General features: G+C 69.1%; 10 protein-coding genes. 3 read left to right on the top strand and 7 right to left on the bottom strand.

Annotated features, from left to right (window positions below):
- Positions 1-3 precede the first annotated feature (3 nt).
- From otsB to BUF17_RS23030, 3 genes are all read right to left on the bottom strand, one after another.
- Positions 4-735, bottom strand: a complete 732-nt coding sequence (gene otsB, locus BUF17_RS19255; protein WP_073631783.1) for a trehalose-phosphatase — start codon at positions 733-735, stop codon at positions 4-6.
- Positions 736-1,249: 514 nt separating this feature from the next.
- Complete coding sequence (gene fghA / locus BUF17_RS19260) at positions 1,250-2,080, bottom strand: S-formylglutathione hydrolase (protein WP_073631785.1); 831 nt, start codon at positions 2,078-2,080, stop codon at positions 1,250-1,252.
- A gap of 149 nt (positions 2,081-2,229) precedes the next feature.
- The gene (locus BUF17_RS23030) at positions 2,230-10,488 is read right to left on the bottom strand and encodes an autotransporter outer membrane beta-barrel domain-containing protein (RefSeq protein ID WP_073631787.1); all 8,259 of its coding nucleotides are present in this window, start codon (positions 10,486-10,488) and stop codon (positions 2,230-2,232) included.
- A 683-nt stretch (positions 10,489-11,171) separates the two neighbouring features.
- Here BUF17_RS23030 and BUF17_RS19270 point away from each other — a divergent pair.
- Positions 11,172-11,945: a ferredoxin--NADP reductase gene (locus tag BUF17_RS19270; RefSeq protein WP_073631789.1), complete on the top strand. Its 774-nt coding sequence runs from the start codon at positions 11,172-11,174 to the stop codon at positions 11,943-11,945.
- A 149-nt stretch (positions 11,946-12,094) separates the two neighbouring features.
- Here BUF17_RS19270 and BUF17_RS19275 read toward each other — a convergent pair whose 3' ends face one another.
- Genes BUF17_RS19275 through BUF17_RS19290 form a run of 4 tightly spaced genes read right to left on the bottom strand, consistent with a single transcriptional unit; the run spans position 12,095 to position 16,049 of the window.
- Positions 12,095-13,132, bottom strand: coding sequence for an NAD(P)-dependent alcohol dehydrogenase (locus BUF17_RS19275; RefSeq protein ID WP_073631791.1), 1,038 nt, complete (start codon positions 13,130-13,132; stop codon positions 12,095-12,097).
- 7 nt (positions 13,133-13,139) lie between these two features.
- The gene (locus tag BUF17_RS19280) at positions 13,140-13,919 is read right to left on the bottom strand and encodes an SDR family NAD(P)-dependent oxidoreductase (protein ID WP_073631793.1); all 780 of its coding nucleotides are present in this window, start codon (positions 13,917-13,919) and stop codon (positions 13,140-13,142) included.
- Between the two features lie 25 nt (positions 13,920-13,944).
- A complete protein-coding gene (locus BUF17_RS19285) occupies positions 13,945-14,904 on the bottom strand; it encodes a C-terminal binding protein (RefSeq protein WP_073631795.1) in 960 nt (319 codons plus the stop codon).
- Complete coding sequence (locus BUF17_RS19290) at positions 14,901-16,049, bottom strand: fumarylacetoacetate hydrolase family protein (RefSeq protein ID WP_073631797.1); 1,149 nt, start codon at positions 16,047-16,049, stop codon at positions 14,901-14,903. The genes BUF17_RS19285 and BUF17_RS19290 overlap by 4 nt, the downstream gene beginning before the upstream one ends.
- 291 nt (positions 16,050-16,340) lie before the next feature.
- Here BUF17_RS19290 and BUF17_RS19295 point away from each other — a divergent pair, with 291 nt between their 5' ends.
- Positions 16,341-17,810, top strand: a complete 1,470-nt coding sequence (locus tag BUF17_RS19295) for an aldehyde dehydrogenase family protein (protein ID WP_073631799.1) — start codon at positions 16,341-16,343, stop codon at positions 17,808-17,810.
- A gap of 3 nt (positions 17,811-17,813) precedes the next feature.
- Positions 17,814-19,349, top strand: coding sequence for a xylulokinase (gene xylB / locus BUF17_RS19300; protein ID WP_073631801.1), 1,536 nt, complete (start codon positions 17,814-17,816; stop codon positions 19,347-19,349).
- Positions 19,350-19,371 lie beyond the last annotated feature (22 nt).

Here is a 19,371-nt window from a genome sequence, read left to right on the forward strand (position 1 = left end):
GGTTCAGATCCTCCGCTCTGCGGGTTGAGCCTGCGCGAGGCGATGGACGAGGCGACGCACGGCGGCGGCGTCGGAAAGGCTGGTGCGGGCGCCCGGAAAGCTCCGTCCGACCGCGAATGCCGTGCCGCCTGCGGCGAGGGCGGCGGCGAAGCCGTCCTCGTCGGTCACGTCGTCTCCGAAGAACACCGGGAACCGCCCGGCGAACGGCGGCCGCTTCATGAGCGCCTCGACGGCGCCGCCCTTGTGATGGCCGGAGGGCTTGATCTCGAACACCATGTGGCCGGGCAGGATGGCGAGGTCGTCGCGCCCGGCCACGATGTCGGCGAGTGCATGTTTCAGGGCCGGGCCGGCGTCCGGCTCGGCGCGGTAGTGCACGGCGAGGCCGACGCCCTTGTCCTCGGCGAAGACGCCGCGCCACCGGTTCGTGACCGCGCCGATGGCGGTTCGAAGTCCGTCGTCGATGCGCGGGGCGCGCACGTCGATCTCCGCACCCGTATCCGGCCGCAGCTCGATGCCGTGCACCCCGGCCGCCGGCAGCCGCAGCGGGGCGAACAGAGTATCCAGCTCGCGGACCGGGCGGCCGCTCACGAGCGCCAGGGCGCCGCCGGCTCTGCGGTGAAGTGCGTGGAGGTCGGACACCAGCGCCGCGGGAACGTGAACCCCCTCCGGCCGCTCGGCGATATCAAGCAACGTACCGTCGACATCGAAGAAGAATGCGCACTCTGCTGCGTCCAATTCCTCGTCTGAAAGCCCGTCTCGCGTATTGCCCGCCGGGCTGTCTCCGGCGTCTCGATCTCTCGAAGGGAGTGGTTGCGCGGATGGCGATGTCATCGGTGAGCGGCACCTCGTAATGCAGGACGATGCGCTACTAAAACAGTGCATCTCGCCGATCGGTTCCACCCCAAAATATGGGCAAATGCCCCAATACCATCTCCATCTGGCCATAAGTGCCTAGAAAGAAAGGCGATCTCCCGGCGGAAAAATGTCGCGCGAAGGCCTGCCGCGCCGCGCCGGGCGGCCGGTCATGGGGCGTCTCCGGGTTGGAATCGGCCTCGGATGGCCCCTGCCGGCCTGTGCCGGGCGTCGTGTGAAACGCGGGCGGAGGCGGTCTGGCTGCCGGGCGCCGCGACCGTCGCGCCGCGGCAGGTGCGGGCTCGGCGCGGGCACGCGCCGACGGCTTGAGCCGGGCGGCAGCGCACATCGGGCGCCACCCGGCTGTCGGGATCGTGCGTCCGCCGCAGCGTCCCGGTCAGAGCCGGTCGGCGTGCCAGCGGATGTGGTCGCCCATGAAGGTCGAAATGAAGAAATAGGAGTGATCGTAGCCTTCGCGCATGTTGAGCGTCAGCGCGATGCCGGCCTTGCGGCAGGCCTCCTCGAGCAGCCACGGCCGCAGGCCGTCGTTCAGGAAGCTGTCGGCGGTGCCCTGGTCGACCAGAAGTTCGTCCACCCGGTGGCCGTCCTCGATCAGCAGGGTGGAATCGTAGGCCCGCCACGCCGCCTCGTCGGCGCCGAGATATTTCTCGAACGCGGGGCGCGACCACCCGGCGGTCGAGGGCTGCGCGATGGGGGCGAAGGCGGAGACGGACTTGAACCGGCCGGGGTTCTTCAGGGCGAGCGTGATGGCGCCGTGCCCGCCCATCGAATGGCCGAAGATGCCCTGCCTGGTCATGTCGACCGGGAACTGCGCGGCCACCAGCGCGGGCAGTTCCTCGGCGATGTAGGTCGCCATGCGATAGTTGCGGGCGAACGGCGCCTCGGTGGCATCGAGATAGAACCCTGCGCCGCTGCCGAACTGCCAGTTGTCCTTCTCGTCGGGAATGTCGGCGCCGCGCGGGCTGGTGTCGGGGCAGACGATGGCGATGCCGTGCTCGGCGGCATGGCGGCGGTACTCGCCCTTGTCCATCACGTTCTGGTGGGTGCAGGTCAGGCCCGAGAGGTACCACAGCACCGGCACCGGTCCTTTCGCGGCCTGGGGCGGCACGAACACGGCGAAGGTCATGTCGCAGCCGGTCGCCTCGCTGGCGTGGCGATAGACGCCCTGGACGCCTTCGAAGCTCCTGGAGGTGGAGACGGTTTCCATGGCTCTGAACTCCTCGCGGCTGGACGCACGGTGCCGGGTGTCGGCGCGCGGGAGTGTGGCGAAGCGTCCGCGCTTTGCAAGCCGCTTCGCGCCTTCGGGCGAATTTCTCCGGCGCTGACGCGCCGTCGTCCGGCCGGTGTCGTCGGACGTCAGAACCGGAACGAGACACGGGCGCTGCCGGTCTGGGAGAAATAGTCCGATCCGATCTGGGTGTCGTAGTCGAGCCGGAGTTCCAGCCCCTTCTTGCTGATGAGCTGCACGCCGACGCCGAGGTCGGCGAGCGCATTCGGGATCTCCGACGTCGTCTTGAAGGTCCCGGCCGCCGTCGGCGCGCCGGCGAGGGAGGCGACGGTCTGCCAGTCGGTGTTCGTCAGGAACGTGGCGCCGAGCGTGCCGTAGGGCCTCAGCGTCAGGTCGTCGCCGAGGTCGTAGCGGGCGCCGATCTCCACGTTCGGGCTGAAGGCGAACGTGGTGTTGTTGGCGGAGTGGACCTTCCAGTTGAAGCCGCCGGCCCCCGTCTCCGAGAAGCTCGGCATCGAGGTATAGATCAGGTCGAAGTCGGCATAGGGCTTCAGGTACCAGTTCGCGAACGGGATCTCGTAGTTCACGCGCAGCCGGCCGGAGGCGTTGAACACGTTCGAGGCCGCGGTGCCTTCGTGCAGCCGGTCGCCGACCTGCACGGTGCGGGTGTTGTCGTACCAGCCGTAGCCGATATCGACCGCGCCCGAGATCAGCCACGGGCCGATCTGGTGCTTCAGCGCGGCCGAGACGTCGAAGCCCTGGCTGTTGGCGCTCGCCCAGCCGTTATTGCCCGAGAACCAGCCGGTATCGTAGGCGGCCGACAGGCCCAGGAACCAGTCGGGCATGATCTCCTTCTGAAGGCCGGCGCGGTAGGTCACCGAATCCACGCTGTAGCCGGCGGCGGTCGAGGTCGAGAACTGCCGGGCGTTGCCGGCGATGACGCGCGCCCAGGTGCACTCGCCTTCCTGGAGCAGCGTGCCGGTGCCGACGAAGGCCGGGCAGCTCATCACCGCCGACATCGCCGCGCGCGACGAGCCGGTCCTGGCCGAGGCGGCCGAGCCGAAGGTTTCCGGCGAGCCGGAGGCGAGCGCCGCCTGATAGGCGCTCGCCGAGGTCAGGTTGGCGAGTTCGCCATAGGCCGGCGCCAGCGCCGCCGAGCCGCCCGCGTTCCAGGTCGACTGCAGGTGCTGCGCATAGGCCGCCTCGTTGGAATTGAGCGGCAGGCCCTGCGGCGTGAAGTTCACCGACGGCGAGACCGTCATCGCGTTGCCGTTCTGCGCCACGGTCCAGGTGATCGGCAGGTAGACCGAGGGCGGCTTGATGCCCGCCGCGTCGTCGACCGCGAGCGCATCGGTGGAATTCAGCACCGTGTAGGTCGCCGGCAGCAGGTTCTTCACCACGTTGACCTCGACCTGGCCGCCGACATTCGCTGTGCCGGAGACGTTGACGAGATCGGCGGTCTGGCTGGCGAGGGCATTGATGTCGACCGCCAGCGTGCCGTCCCTGGTCTGGACGAACGCTCCGGTGAGGTTGGCCGTGACGATGGCGCCGGTCCCGCCGACATTCATCGTGCCGTAGTTGTTGAAGGTGCCCTGGCTGCCGAGATTGACGGTGTTGGTCCCGGCCGTGACGTAGGTGCCGTTGTTGTCGAAGGTGTTCGTCTCGCTCGTGCCGCCGGTGACGAGGTTGACGTCGCCGGTCACCGTGCCGTTGTTGGTCACGGTTTCCGAGCCGAACGAGCCGAGGATGGCGGTGCCGGAGCCCGCCGAAACCCTGCTGCCGGCGCCGATGGTGATGGTGTTCGTGCTGCCGCCGTCGAGTTCGATCGCCGCGCCGGTGCCCGAGCCGCCCGTCAGCGCGCCTGTGAAGGTCACGCCGATGGTGCCGGTGTATCCGGCATTCGGGTCGATGGCGCCGTTGGTTCCCTGCACGCCGCTCTGGGCGTAGATGCCGACCGATCCCGTGCCCGTCGCCGAAATCGTCCCAGCGAGGTCGATCGTGATCGTCCCGGGCGTGTGGCTCGGGTTGTTCGTGTCGGGGACGCCGGAAACGTCGATCGATCCGCTGCGGCTCGAGACGCCGGAGGTGGAGGGGATGGCGATGCCGCCCGTGGAGCCGACCGCGCCGCCGCCGCCCGAAAGGCTCTGGGCGAAGATGCCGTGGGCATTGGGGCCGGTGGTGGTGATCGTCGTCGTGCCGCCGGTGCCGTTGGTGATGCTGATGTCGCCGCCGACCCCGTTCGCAAGCGTGCTGCCGGAGAGGAAGGTGGCGTAGGTCATGCCGCTGCCGTTGAGCGCCCCGGTATAGCCGCCGCCGCCGCCGATCGACTGGGCGAACACACCGACCGCGCCGGTCCCGGTGGTGGAGATCGTGCTCTTGTCGGCGAGCGCGATAGACACCGGGCCGCCGTCGCCCTGGCCGCCGCCGAACGTGCCCGTGAAGGTGAGGGCGAGATTGGTGCCGCTGCCGTCCGCCGCGAAGCCGCCGCCGCCGCCGATCGACTGGGCGAGAACGCCGAACGCGCCGTTGCCCGCGGTGGCGATCGTACCGTTGTTCGTCACCTGCGCCGCGCCGCCGTTGCCGCCGCTGTCGGTGGAGCCGCCGATCTCCAGATTGATCGTGCCGGAAGCCGTCGAAAGCGCCTGCTGGTAGGCCTGGGCGTAGGACGTCAGGTCGATGCCGTCGGCCGCCAGCGTCTGGGCGATCTGGGTCAGCAGCGCCGCGTAGTCGGGATCGTCCTCGTAGGTGCTGACGGTATCGGCCGGGTTGATGATGAAAAGACCGCCGCCGCCGCCGATCGATTGCGCGGCGATGCCGTGGGATTCCTCGCCGCCCGTCTGGATCGTGCCGGAATTGGTCGCGATCGCCGTGCCGCCGGTGCCGGAAGAGCCGTTCTGCGGGACCTGGGTGTTGCCGGTCGGGCCGGAATAGCCGCCGACATGCAGCGTGCCGTTGTCGACGCTCGGATTGATCGACAGCGTCGAGGCGTCGGTCGCGAGGCCCGTCGCTCCGCCGCCGCCGCCGATCGACTGCACGAACATGCCGAACGAGCCGTCGCCGGACGTGCGGACGGTGTCGTTGTTGATCGCCGTCGCCGTGCCGCCGTTGCCTGCCGCGCCGCCCGAGCCGCCGGCCGCTCCGTCGAGATTGGCGATCGCGCCGCCGGAGACCGTCGCCGCTCCGCCATTGCCGCCGCCGCCGCCGATCGACTGCACGAACAGGCCGCTCGCCACGTCGCCGCTGGTGATGATGGTGCCGTTGTTGGTCGCGGTGGCCTCGTAGCCGTCGCCCGCGGCGCCGCCCTGGCCGCCGACCGACAGGTTCATGGACACGCTGATGTTCTTCACCGGGTCCGAATTGATCTCTTGCTTCAGCAGGCCGAGATTCTGGCCGATATCGCTGATCAGCGATTTGATCACGCTGGTGCCGAGCAGCTTCGCGAGGGTGCCGAGCTGGGTGCCGTCGCGGTCGGCGGAGGATGTGCCGCCCGAACCGCCGCCGCCACCGATGGACTGCACCTCGATGCCGTGAGATCCGTCGGCCGAAGTGGTGATGGTGCCGTTATTGGTCGCTTCGGCGATGTAGCCGTTTCCGGCGCTCCCGCCCGTCGCGCCGATCCCGAGATTGACGCTGTACTGGGTGGCACCGGTCGCATTTCCGGCGCCGCCCGAACCGCCGCCGCCACCGATGGACTGCACGAATATGCCGCGGGAATCGATGCCCGTCGTCGTGATCGAGCCCGAATTGGTCACCTGTGCCTGGCCGCCCGCACCGCCGCTGCCGCCCTTGCCGCCGACGCCGAGTTCGAAGCTCGCGGTTGTGCCGAACGACAGCGGAATGTCGCCCGCGACGCCCTGCACCGGCAGGCTGGTCGAGGCATAGGACGAGCCCATGCCGCCGGCGCCGCCGCCACCGCCGATGCTGGCGGCATAGATCGCGTCCGACGCGAAACCCGCCGTGGTCAGCGCGCCGCTGGTTGTCACGGTCACGGTGCCGCCGGTGCCGCCGCTGTCGGCCGCCTGGCCGCCGAGCGCCACGCCTACGCCCAGCTGGTAGCCCATGCCGTAGGTGTAGGTGTAGGACGTCGCGTTGCCGCCGTTGCCGCCGCCGCCGCCGATGCTGTAGGCGGCGATGGCCATCGACTGGTCGCCGATGGTGGAGATCTCGCTGCCCGTGTTGGTCACGGTCACGCTTTCGCCGTTGCCGCCGTTCGAACCGTTGCCGCCGAGGGAAACGGCGACGGAGCCGTTGGGATATTTGCCGTATGGCACCGAGTAGGCCGACGAACTGGACTGGCCGCCGGCACCGCCACCGCCGCCCACGCTGATCGCCTCGATGCCATAGGCGTCGAGGCCCGTTGTCGAGATGACGCCCTGGTTGGTGATGTCGACGGTGCCGCCGTTGCCGCCCACGCCGCCGTTGGCGCCGATGGCGATGGCGACGCTCGGGATCGCGAAGCTCGCCGCGTTGGCGTCGACCGAGCCGCCGACGCCGCCGCCGCCGCCGATGCTGATGCCGAACAGGCCCGCTGCGGCCGCGCCTGCGGTCGTGATCGCACCGGTTCCTGTGTTCGTAATGGAGACCGCGCCGCCCGTGCCGCCGCCGCTCGCGCCGCCGCCGACGGCTTCGGAGAACACCAGGCCGAACGAGCCGGCGTTGCCGCCGTTGGCACCGCCGCCGCCGATCGAAATCGCGTTGATGCCGTAGGCGCTGTCGCCGCCGGTCATGATCAGCGCCGCGTTGTTGACCTGGACGCCGCCGCCGCTGGCCGCGGTTCCGGCATTGCCGCCCTGGGAAACCCAGCCGTCGCCCTGGGCGCCGCCGCCGCCGCCGCCGCCCGCGCTCTGGGCGAGGATGCCGATGGCCGACGTCCCGGTCGTCATGATGGTGCCGGTGTTGCCGATGGAGATCGCGTTCGGATTCTGGCCGGTGAAGGAATCCGAGCCGCCGTTGCCGCCCGATCCGCCCGTGGAGTCGCCGAGGCTCGCGTTCAGGCCGCCGTCGCCGCCCACGCCGCCCGCGCTGGAGGCGAAGATGCCGTAGGAACTGGCCCCCGACGTATTGATGCTCGATGCGGAGAGGATGGTGATCTGCCCGCCGGCTCCGCCGTTGCCACCCGTGCCGCTCGACTCGTAGACATCGCTGCCGCCGGTGCCGCCCGCTCCGCCTTCGCTGGTGATCGAGATGCCGGGCGAAGACGCGCCGGTGGTGGTGATCGACGTGTTGGCCATCGTGCTGAGGGTAACCGAAGCGCCGCTGCCGCCTTCGCCGCCGTTGCTGGAGCTGTGGAACGCGGGCGCCTGGTCGACGTCGCCGCCGTCGCCGCCCTGAGCCGAGATCACGATGCCGGGTGAGGTCGTTCCGGCGGTCGTGATGGAGGTGGTGTCGCCTGTGCTGTCGCCCAGGGTGAACGTCACCACGCCCGCCGCTCCGCCGGCGCCTGCGTCCGCGGCGAGCGCGCCGCCCGCGCCGCCGTTGGCGGTGACGGAGATGCCCGGCGAAGCGCCCGCCCCCGTCGTCTTCACGGTGCCGATGAAGGTGACGGACACGTTGCCGGCCTGCCCGGCATTGTCGCCGTTGCCACCCGCGCCGCCCGAGCTGTCGAGATCGATACCGGCCGAGTTGCTGCCTGCGGTCGACACGGAACCATTGGGATCGGTCGACTGGAAGGTGATCGCCTCGCCGTTGCCGCCGAGCGGCACCGCTCCTTGAACATACTGGTTGAGCAGGGCGCTGCCGCCGGTCGCCACCGCCTCGATGCCCGGCGAGTAAGTGCCGGCCGTCGAGATCGTGCCGGCATAGTTCAGTGTGATGGTGCCGGCGTTGCCGCCGGAGCCCTGCGAGAACGGGAACGTGGTCTCGTTGTTGGCATCGCCGCCCACGCCGCCCGCGGACACGGCATAGATGCCCGGGGATTCGGTCGCGCCGAGTGTTGTGATGCTGGAGGCCGTGGTGGTCGTGATCGTGATCGCGCCGCCATTGCCCGCGGGATTGTCTGTGATGACGACCCAGCCGTAGTCGGAACTGCCGGTCGCGCCGCCCGTGGTGTTGACGGAAATGCCCGCCGAGGACGATCCGTTCGTCGTCAGCTGCGCGGCATTCGACAGCGTCACGGCGCCGCCGTTGCCGCCGTTGCCGCCGGCGGCGCCCTGCGATCCATCCCCGCCGTTGCCGCCCGTGCTCTCGATGAACATGGCGGCCGAATTGTCGAGCGCCGTGTTGATGACGGCGGCATTGGTGATGGTGATGCTGCCCGCGTTGCCACCGTTGCCGGCGTTACCGCTGGTGCCCATGCTGTTGGCGTAGCCGCCGCCGCCGTCGCCGCCGCTTGAGAGGGCGTAGAGCCCGATCGACCCGGTATTCGTCGTCGAGAGGGTCGAATTGGCCCAGGTCGTGACGGTGATCGTGCCGCCGTTGCCGCCGTTGCCTCCGTTCGCATCGGAATCGAGGCCGGCGGACCCGGCACCGCCGAGGCTGGTGACGCCGACGGCGGACGAATTCGCGCCGGTCGTCAAAATCTGCGTCAGCAGACCTGCCTGGTTCCCCACCGTCACGGTAGAGGCCGTGTAGGAGGCGGCAGATCCACCGTTGGCACCGCTGTTCGACGCCGACGTACCGGCCGCGCCGCTGTCGCTGGCGACCCATACGGCGGACGCCGTGGAGCCGCTGGTCGAAAGGAATCCGGTGACAAGGGCCGTCGCGCTGCCGCCCGAGCCGCCGGTGCCTCCGGTGGCGCCGTCGCCGCCTGCGCCACCAAGCGCATAGACGGCGATTCCGGCCGCGTTGCCGCCGGTCACCATCGCCGTGGTGGCAGATGCGGCCGAAAGGTTGGCGGTCACGTAGGCCGTGCCGGCGTTACCGCCGGTCCCGCCCTGTCCCGGCGTGGTCTGCCCCATGCTGGCGCCACCGGCGCCGCCGTTGGCGAAGGCGCCGATCGCCGGTGCGCCGCTGCCCGAGGTCGTGATGGACCCGGCGGCGTTGATGATCGCGGTCCCGCCCGTGCCGCCCGCGCCGCCTGCGCCGCCGACCGAGAGCCCGTCGCCGCCCGCGCCGCCCGCGCCGCCATAGGCATCGGCATAGAGCCCGAAGCTCGTTGCGCCCGTGGTCGTGATCACCGACGTGGTCGTCGTCGTAACCGTGGCGATGCCGCCGTTGCCGCCCGTTCCGCCAATGGCGCCGGCGCCGTAGAACGAGTCGCGGCCGGACGATTCGCCCACGCCGCCCGCGCCGCCGGTGCCGCCCGCTGCGCTCACGCCGACGCCGAACGAAAGTCCGCCGGACGTGGTGATGGTGCCCGAATTGCTGCCATAGACGGTGCCGCCGTTCCCGGCATTGCCGCCCGCGATGCCGTTCCCCTCATTGGCGGTGCCTGCACCGCCGGCGCCGCCATACGCCGTCGCCCAGATGCCGGCCGACGAGGTTCCGGACGTGATCAGGGTGCCGGAATTCTGCCCGACCGATGCCGCGTTGGTCGCGTCGACGGCATAGCCTTGGGTCACGGTGCCGTTCTGGATGGCCGCATAGCCGCCGGCATTGCCACCCGCGCCGGGATTGCCGCCGGAATAGGAGTTCCCCGAACCGACCGCCGCCTCTCCGGCGCCGCCGTCGACGAAGATGTAGAGCGCCGCCGCGTCGCTTCCGGCCGTGGTGATCTGGCCATTGTTGATTCCGGTGGCGGATCCGCCGTTGCCGCCATTGCCGCCGTTGCCGGCGCCGGATTCGAAGCCGCTTCCGCCGCCGCTTCCACCCGCGCCACCCGCGGAGTGCGCCAGAATGCCGGAGGAGGCGGACGAGATCGTCGAGATCTGGCCGTTGTTGGTCGCGGTGGCACTGCCGCCGTTGCCGCCGATGCCGCCGTCGGCGCCACCGTTCCAGCCCGACCCACTCTGGCTGCTCCCGCCGCCACCGCCGTCGGCCCAGGCATTGAGCCCGGAGCGCGGGGAACTTCCTGGAATGGAGATCGTGCCGCCATTGATGGCCGTCGCCGAGCCACCGTTGCCGCCGTTGCCCCCATCGGACGGACCCTGGGTGGGGTGATCGCCGTCCAGGCCCGCCGGCGCGCCCTGGCCGCCGCTGCCGCCGCTGGCGTTGCTGTAGAGCGCGAGGCCGGAGGTGTTGCCGGACGGGTTGGTGATGGTGCTGGTGGTGCCGCCACCCCCGTTGCCGCCGGGATAGTCGTTGTCGCCGCTGTCGCTTCCGTTGCCGCCCTGTGACGTGGAGGTAACCCAGGTGGAATTGTCGGTCAGGCAGCCGGTGGGGCTGCCGTTCACCGTGCAGGTCACGGCCTGTGCCGCGGCGGGCATGGGTGCGGCGAAGCCCAGCATCGGGCCCGCGAGCATGGTTGCCTGAAGCAGCGTGAGACGGAAAGAACGCGCGGAAGCGGTCACGATATTCCCCCAAGGCCGTCATACGGACGCGATCCGGCGCGGACCGGCGTCAGAACCCCGGCCAGAAGATACTCGGGACGGGAAATGACGTCCATGGATGAGACGGATTTCGCATGATTGTTTGTCCTCAAATTGGGTATCAATACATCGGTTGTATCGCATTCCGATCGATGTATATTTCATGACAAAGTCATTTATGATAAATCTGTGGTATATTGTTCCATTGTCGGAGTTTTATCCGATAAGATTTATCCTGTTGATGCATGGCATCCCAGTGATCGAGCGGTCATCCCGGCGCAATCCGTCAGAAGTCCATTTCCTCGGGGCCCGATGAGCCGGCTCCGCGGGCGGGGATTCCCTTTCAACGAGGCGATCAACCGCCTGGCGCATCGCGCGTCCACGGCGAAACGCCGCGTATCCCCCGGCTCGCGCCGGCGCATGATCGGGAGCGCCTGACCGCGCGGTGGCGCCGCTGCAATCCCAGGTGCAGATGCGCGGCCGGCATCATCGTCCATTAGGATCTGATTTCGTTTTTTCGGTAAAAGAGAGAACGAAAATGCCTGATTTCGACGTTGATTTCCGCTATTCGAACAGCCTGTCCGGCTCTGCGCAGTCCCCACGGCACGGCTCCCGTGGCGGAATCCCCCGCGCGCCGCCTTGAAATTCCGGGAGAGACCCTGCCGATGGCTGCCTTCCATGAAGAGAAGGTTCTCGACGTCCATCATTGGACCGATCGCCTGTTCAGCTTCAGGACGACGCGAGACCCGTCTCTGCGCTTCTCCAACGGTCACTTCACCATGATCGGCCTCAATGTCGACGGGCGGCCGCTGCTTCGGGCCTACTCCATCGCCAGCGCCAATCATGCCGACTATCTCGAGTTCCTCAGCATCAAGGTCGAGAACGGTCCGCTGACCTCGCGGCTCCAGCATATCAAGCCGGACGACATGATCATTGTCGGCCGCAAGCCGACCGGAACGCTGGTGACCGACTACCTGCTGCCCGGCAAGCGTCTCTACCTGCTCGGGACCGGCACCGGCCTCGCGCCGTTCCTCTCGATCATCAGCGATCCCGAGACCTACGAGAAGTTCGAGACCGTCATCCTCGTCCACGGGGTGCGCGAGGTCGCCGAGCTCGCCTATCACGACTACCTCACCACCGAGCTGCCGAACGACGAGATCCTCGGCGAACTCGTCTCGGCGGGCCTGCGCTACTATCCGACGGTCACCCGCGAGCCGTTCCGCAACCAGGGCCGGATCACCCAGCTCATCGAAAGCGGCAAGCTGTTTTCCGATCTCGGCCTGCCGCCCTTCAACAAGGACGAGGATCGCGTGATGCTCTGCGGCAGCCCCCAGATGCTGTCGGAGCTGAAGACCATGCTCGAGGCGCGCGGTTTCGAGGAAGGCAACACCTCGACGCCCGGCGACTTCGTCGTCGAGCGCGCATTCGTCGAGAAATAGGCGCGCCTGAAGCGTGCATGCGCGGTCCGCGGACCGCGCATGAGCCGCTCATTCGCGTGTGCCGGAATGCAGATCGCCCGGCCGGGAGCTCCCGGCCGGGCGATGTCGTTTCGATCGGTCTTCGACGGGCGGGCGGCGCTCCGGGACGCTCAGTCGAGCGTGATCTGGATCTTCACGTCCTGCGGCAGCGCCGCGTCGGCGCGCTCGAAGGCCGCCACGCTGTCCTCGAAGCCGTAGGTCGCCGAGATCAGCGGCTTGACGTCGATCTTGCCGCTTTCCATCAGCGCGATGGCGCGGTCGTAGACATTGGCGTAGCGGAATACCGTCACGACGCGGATTTCCTTGACCATCAAGGCCACCATGTCGATCGGAACCGGGCCCGCGGCCATGCCGACACAGACCAGCGCACCCCCCGGCCGCAGGCACGGCGCGGCTTCGTCGTAGGCGCGCGCGGCGCCGGAGCACTCGAACACGATGTCGACGCCCCAGCCTCCGGTCGCGGCCATCACCTGCCCGGCGAGCCCGGCCGGGTCGGCCGCGAGCGGCACGATCCCGTCATAGCCGGCGGCGATCCGCATCTTCTCTTGGGCGGGATCGAAGATCAGCACCCGCGCGCAGCCTGCCGCAAGCGCCGAAAGCGCGACCAGGATTCCGATCGGCCCGGCACCGAGGACAAGTGCCACATCGCCTGCCGCCACGCCCACCTTGTGGACGGCCTGCAGCCCGACGGCCAGCGGCTCCACCATCGCGCCCTCGGCCTGGCTGACGCCGTCCGGCAGCCGGTAGCAAAGCGAAGCGGGATGAACCACTTCCGGCGTCAGGCAGCCGTGCACCGGCGGCGTCGCCCAGAAGGTCAGCGACGGATCGAGATTGTAGAGCCCGATCCGGCTCGCCCGGCTGGAGAAGTCGGGGATACCCGGCTCGACGCAGACCCGGTCGCCCGGCTTGAGGCCGGCGACGCGGTCGCCGATCTCCACCACCGTGCCGGCGCCCTCATGGCCGAGCACCATCGGCGCCTCGACCACGAAGGGGCCGATGCGGCCATGGCGGTAATAGTGAACGTCGCTGCCGCAGATGCCGACGACGTCCATGCGGATGCGCACATCGCCCGGTCCGACATTCTGCGGCAGGTCGATCTCGCGCAGCCGGAGTTCGCGCGGCCGTTCCAGAACCAGAGCCCTCGCCATCACATCCTCACAGGCAGGTGTAGCCGGCGTCCGCGCGCAGGATCGCGCCGGTCATCAGGCTCGATGCGTCGGAGGCAAGGAACTGCACAACCGAAGCGATTTCAGAGGGTTTGCCCATCCGACCCATCGGTGTCAGGTCGAGCCAGCGCTCGATCAGACCGGGCTGGCTTTCGAGCCCGTGGAGCAGCGGCGTCTCGATATAGGTCGGGGCGACGGCGTTGACGCGCACTCCGCGCTTCGCCCACTCGACCGCGAGTGACCGGGTCAGGTGGTGCACGCCGGCCTTCGAGGCGTTGTAATGGCACTGCGGCTGGGGCGTGTTGACGATCTCGGCCGACATCGAGCCGATGTTCACGATCGAACCGCGCCCGGCCTCCAGCATCCGCCGGCCGAAGCCGCGGCAGGTGCGGAACACGCCGGTCAGGTTGACGTCGATGACGCGCTGCCATTCTGCGTCCGACATCTCTTCCGCCGGGGTGTTCGAGACGATGCCGGCATTGCAGACGAGCACGTCGAGCGGTGGCAGCGAGGCCGCGAGCGCATCGATCGCGGCGCTGTCGGTGACGTCGAGCGCGGCCGCGCGGGCGGCATGGCCGCGGGCGACCAGCGCCGCCGCGGTCGCCTCGGCACGGGCGGGATCGATGTCGGTGCAGACGACTTCGGCGCCGGTGGCGGCCAGCGCCTCGGCGCAGGCGGCGCCGATGCCCTGTCCCGCGCCGGTGACGAGCGCGAGCCGGCCGGCGAGATCCTGCCGCCCGCGATAGTCGATAGGGCTGCCTTCGGTCATGTCCTCCCCCTTCCTTTGTCTGTTCTCATGTCAGCGGACAGCGCAGCGGTTCCCCGCGCAGCGCCCGCAGCGCTTCTTCGGCTGCGAGCCTTTGCAGCGCGTCCACCGAGGCATCCGAATAGAAGGCCGCATGCGGCGACATCAAGACGTTCGGCGCGCGGCGGAGCGGGGAGTGGGGCGGCAGCGGCTCGATCTCGAACACGTCGAGCCCGGCACCGGCGAGATGGCCCGAGGTCAGAGCCGCGGCGAGCGCCGTCTCGTCGACCAGTCCGCCGCGGGAGGCGTTGATGACGATCGCCCCCTTCGGCAGCCGGGCGATGGCATCGGCATCGATCAGGTGTCGTGTCTCGGCGGTCAGCGGCAGGTGCAGAGAGAGCACGCCGGCTTCGGCGATGACGCGGCCGAGATCCGCCGGCTCGATGCCGAGGCGATGCGCCTGCTCTGCCGGCACGAAAGGGTCATAGCCGATCAGGTGGCAGCCGAAGGCGGCCATCCGCCGCGCGTAGGCCTGCGCGATGCGGCCCATGCCGACCAGCCCGACGGTGGTGTCGCGCAGCGAGCGCAGGTCGTGGACGATCTCGGTGATCTTCCAGCGGCCCTCGTGCACGGCGCCGTCGAAGCGCGGGATGCGACGGCTCAGCGCCAGCGTCATCGCGGCGGCGTGATCGGCCACCTCCTCGACGCCGTAGTCCGGCACATTGCAGACGCGGATGCCGAGGTCGCGGGCGGCATCGAGGTCGACATTGTCGACCCCGACGCCATAGCGCACCACCGCCGCGCCGGGCTTCAGCGCCGCGAGCACGCGGCGCGTCATCGGCGCGAAATTGTTGAGCACGGCGTCGGCGCCGGCGACGGCGGCAAGTGTCTCCTCCTCCGAGCGGCAATGGTACTCGTCGAAGGCCGCGCCGGCTGCCGCCGCGGCCGCCTGCTCGTGGCGGACATTGCCGAACGCCTGGTCGGTGACGACCAGCCGTTTCGCCGTCATCGCAGCAGCCCCCGCGCGGCGAGATTGCGCATCAGCGCGCGCGTGCCGAAGCGCCATGGCGCAGCCTTGTCACTCTGCGTCACGGTATTGCGCAGGGTGCCGAGCAGTGGCGTCGAGATTTCGACCACGTCACCGGCCCGATGGGTGAAGCCGCTGCCGGGTTCCGCCCGGTCCTGGGTCGGGGCGAACATGGTGCCGAGGAACAGCACGAAGCCGTCTGGGTACTGGTGGCTCGCGTTCATCGTCTGGGCGACGAGGGTCGCGGGCTTGCGGCTGATCTCGGCCATGTTGGAGCGGCCGGTCATCTCGAAGCCGTCGCTTCCGGTCACCTTCATAGCCAGCTCGGCCTTTTCGAGGTCGGCGAGGGTGAAGCCGTCATCGAACAGGCGGATGAAGGGGCCTATGGAGCACGAGGCGTTGTTGTCCTTCGCCTTGCCAAGAAGCAGCGCGGAGCGGCCTTCGACATCGCGCAGGTTGACGTCGTTGCCGAGCGTCGCGCCGCGGATGGTGCCGGCACTGTCGACCGCGAGCACGATCTCCGGCTCGGGATTGTTCCAGGCCGAGATCGGGTTGATGCCGACTTCCGCGCCATGACCCACGGCGGCCATCGGCTGCGTCTTGGTGAAGACCTCGGCATCCGGACCGATGCCGACTTCGAGATATTGCGACCAAAGCCCCTCTGCGATCAGCGCGGCCTTTACCTCGGCGGCCTGCCGGGAGCCTGCCTCGATGTTGGCGAGATTGCCGCCGATCAGCGCGCCGATGCGGCGGCGCAGGGCATCCGCCCGCGTCGGATCGCCGGAGGTGCGCTCGTCGATGACGCGTTCGATCATGCTCTGGGCGAAGGTGACGCCGCAGGCCTTGATCGCCTGGAAGTCGATGGGGGCGAGCAGGCACGGCCGGTCGGCGCCGTAACCCATCGCCGGGGGATCGAGCACCAGATCTTCCGGTTTGCCGAGTACCTCTCCTTCGAGGCTATCGAAACGTTCGGCCGGGCTGTCGTCCAGGAAATCGGCGACGCAGACGACCGCTTCGGTCACATCGATCACGAGGCCGTCGCGCACGATCACGACCGACGGGCCGGCCTTGTCCGGCCTCCAGACGCGACCGACGAGACGGGCCGAATCGGGACGTTCTGGCAGCATGGGTGTCTCCTCCAAATTGATATAGTGAAACTACATATGTGGGAAAGCTACGGTCAAGCCCTTGCGCGGGAAATCGGTAAAACCCGGTGTTTGCGGGCGTCCGCTGCGTAGCGATTCCGGCGCCACTCGCCGCGGAAACTCAGTTAGAAAATTGAAAAATATAGATAAAAGAGATGTAGCGCTTCCGCATCCCGAGGCGGGCCGCGGTCGCGGTCGTGGCTGCCACCCTCTTGCGATCTAGTAGTATTTCTATATAGTGTCAGCTCAAGAGCAATCAGCTGGAAACGCCCGATGTCCGATCAGACCCTTCGCGCCCTCGACGGCAACCTGTTCATCGACGGCGCCTTTTGCGCCGGAACGGGCGGGCGGCTGCCGGTCGTGAACCCGGCGACGGGCGAGAGTCTGGGTCAGATCGCCGCCGCCACGCCCGAGGAAGTCGAGGCCGCCGTCGCCGCCGCCCGCCGGGCGTTCCGCCCCTGGGCCGCGCTGGTGCCGCGCCGCCGCGCCGAGGCGCTGCACCGACTCGGCGACCTGATCGCCGCCGACGCCGACGCGATGGCGCGCATCATGACGCTGGAGCAGGGCAAGCCGCTCAACGAGGCGCGGGGCGAAATCCTGAAGCTCGCCGAGGCCTGCCATTTCTATGCCGAGGAAGCGACACGGGTGCTCGGCGAGATCGTGCCGAACGACCAGCCGGGCTTCCAGAGCCTCGTCGTGCGCGAGCCGATCGGCGTGGTCGGCGCCATCACTCCCTGGAACTACCCGGCCGAGCTCGTCGGCTGGAAGCTCTGCGCCAGCCTCGCCGCGGGCTGCACCATCGTCATCAAGCCGGCCGAGCTGACGCCGTTCACCGCGCTCGCCATCGCGGCCAAGGTGGCGGAGGCCAAAATCCCGGCCGGCGTCGTCAACGTGGTGACGGGCAAGGGTTCGGTGGTCGGGCAGGCGCTCGTCGATCATCCCGGCGTCGACAAGATCGCCTTCACCGGGTCGAGCCGCGTCGGCCTGCACATCCAGAACAGCAGCCCCGTGGTCAAGCGCCTGTCGCTCGAACTCGGCGGCAACTGTCCGTTGATCGTGACGGAAAGCGCCGACATCGCGGCCGCGGTGAAGGGAGCGACCCGCCGCAGCTTCCGCAACATGGGCCAGATCTGCATCGCGATTAACCGCATCTATGTCGCCCGCCAGCATTATGAGGGCTTCCTCTCCGCGCTCGGCGCGGCGGCCGACCGGCTGACCATCGGCAACGGCATCGAGCGGCCGAATGCCGATGTCGGTGCCATGGCCTCGGCCGAACCGCTGGAGAAGACCCAGGCGCACCTCGCCGATGCGCTGGCGAAGGGCGCCCGGCTCGTGGCGGGCGGCAGCGCGCCGCAAGGCGAGGAATTCGCCCGCGGGTTCTTCTTCCGCCCGACCGTCGTCGGCGACTGCACCCACGACATGCTGGTGATGACGGAGGAGACCTTCGGTCCGCTCGTCGGCGTCGCGCCCTATGACAGCCTGGACGAGGCGATCGAGAAGGCCAACGACACGCCCTACGGTCTGGCCTCCTATGCCTACGCGCGCGATCTCGTCGAGATCCAGCGCCTGTCGATGGGGCTCGATTACGGCAACGTCGCCATCAACAATGTCGATGCCGGCATCATGAACGCGCCCTATGGCGGGCGGAAGCAGAGCGGCGTCGGCTACGAGCACGGGCGCGAGGGCCTGCTCGAATATTTCAACTTCAAGCACGTTCGCCTGCACCACGGCGTCGGAGCCTGATCCATGACCTCCGTGATCCTCGGCATCGATATCGGCACTTCCGGCTGCAAGGCGCTGCTGCTCGATCCGCAGGGCCGGGTGATCGCGGCCGATACCGCGACCTACGGGCTGTCGCAGCCACGGCCCGGCTGGACGGAGCAGGACCCGGAACTCTGGATCGAGGGCGCCCGCGCCGCGGTCGCCGGTGCGCTCGCCAAGGCCGGCGCGGTCGAGATTCTCGCGGTCGGGCTGTCCGGCCAGATGCACGGGCTGACGCCGCTCGACGCGGACATGAACGTGCTTCGCCCCGCGCTGCTCTGGAACGACCAGCGCAACGCGGCCGAATGCGCCGAGATCACCGAGGCGGCCGGCGGACTTGAGGGCATGCTGGCGGCGGTCAACAACCGCATGCTGATCGGCTATACCGGCGGCAAGATCGTCTGGATGCAGCGTCACGAACCCGAGCTTTTCGCCAGGCTGCGCCATGTGCTGAACCCGAAGGACTATCTGCGCTTCCGTTTGACCGGGGAGCGGGCGACCGAGGTGTCCGACGCCTCCGGCACCGGGCTGTTCGACGTTCGCACGCGCCGCTGGGCAGACGACCTGATCGGGCGGATCGGCATCGATGCCCGGCTGCTGCCGCCGGCACACGAATCCCACGTCATCACCGGGCGGATCGACGCGCGGGGTGCGGCACTGTTCGGCCTGCCTGCCGGCATCCCCGTCGCGGGCGGCGGCGGTGACAGCGTCATCCAGACCATCGGCTCCGGCGTGATCGCGCCCGGCGAACTTCAGACCACCATCGGCACCGCCGGCATCCTCGCCGCCGCGCTCGATGCGCCCCAGCCGAACCCGGACGGCCGGCTTCAGGTGTTCTGCAATGTCGCGCCGGACAAGTGGCACTGCATGGGCGTTTCGATGAATGCCGGCGGGGCCATGGGCTGGTTCCGGCAGGTCATGACCGCCGGCTTCGGCACCGGCGCGCTCCCGGCGTTTGACGAGATCGTGGCGGAGGCGGCGGCGAGCCCGGCCGGCGCGCGGGGCCTCCTGTTCCTGCCCTATCTCAACGGCGAGCGCTGCCCGCATCCCGATCCCCAGGCGCGAGGCGCGTTCGTCGGCCTGACGGCGCGGCACACGCGCGGCGATGTCGCGCGCAGCGTCATGGAGGGCGTGGTTCATGCCTTCGTCGACATGTACGCGCTGATGCGGCCGATGGGCATCGCCGGCACCATCGTGAAGGCCTCCGGGGGCGGCGCGCGCTCGCCGCTGTGGCGCCAGATGCAGGCCGACATGTTCGGGTGCGATGTCGTCACCACCGAGGGGGCGGCGGAAGGCGCGGCCTTCGGCGCAGCGCTCGTCGCCGGAGTCGGTATCGGCATCTGGCCCGACGCGGGAACCGCCGCCGCGACCTGCCGCGACCTGACGCGCGAGCATCCGACGGCGGACGCCGGGCGGATCTACGCCCGCGCCAACGACATTTATCGTGGGCTCTATTCGGCCCTGAGGGAGAGCTTCGTCGCCTTGAGCGATCCTGCCTTCGAAGGAGGGGCCGATGTCTGATCCGGCTTCACGCGAGGAGAGA

The sequence above is a fragment of the Pseudoxanthobacter soli DSM 19599 genome, assembly GCF_900148505.1.
Lineage (GTDB): Bacteria > Pseudomonadota > Alphaproteobacteria > Rhizobiales > Segnochrobactraceae > Pseudoxanthobacter > Pseudoxanthobacter soli.

Excerpts from the sequence above, each read along its gene's own strand:
- BUF17_RS19290 (WP_073631797.1), bottom strand. The coding sequence starts at position 16,049 with ATGCTGCCAGAACGTCCCGATTCGGCCCGTCTCGTCGGTCGCGTCTGG.
- BUF17_RS19285 (WP_073631795.1), bottom strand. The coding sequence starts at position 14,904 with ATGACGGCGAAACGGCTGGTCGTCACCGACCAGGCGTTCGGCAATGTC.
- fghA (WP_073631785.1), bottom strand. The coding sequence starts at position 2,080 with ATGGAAACCGTCTCCACCTCCAGGAGCTTCGAAGGCGTCCAGGGCGTC.
- BUF17_RS19270 (WP_073631789.1), top strand. The coding sequence starts at position 11,172 with ATGGCTGCCTTCCATGAAGAGAAGGTTCTCGACGTCCATCATTGGACC.
- BUF17_RS19280 (WP_073631793.1), bottom strand. The coding sequence starts at position 13,919 with ATGACCGAAGGCAGCCCTATCGACTATCGCGGGCGGCAGGATCTCGCC.
- BUF17_RS19295 (WP_073631799.1), top strand. The coding sequence starts at position 16,341 with ATGTCCGATCAGACCCTTCGCGCCCTCGACGGCAACCTGTTCATCGAC.
- BUF17_RS19275 (WP_073631791.1), bottom strand. The coding sequence starts at position 13,132 with ATGGCGAGGGCTCTGGTTCTGGAACGGCCGCGCGAACTCCGGCTGCGC.
- xylB (WP_073631801.1), top strand. The coding sequence starts at position 17,814 with ATGACCTCCGTGATCCTCGGCATCGATATCGGCACTTCCGGCTGCAAG.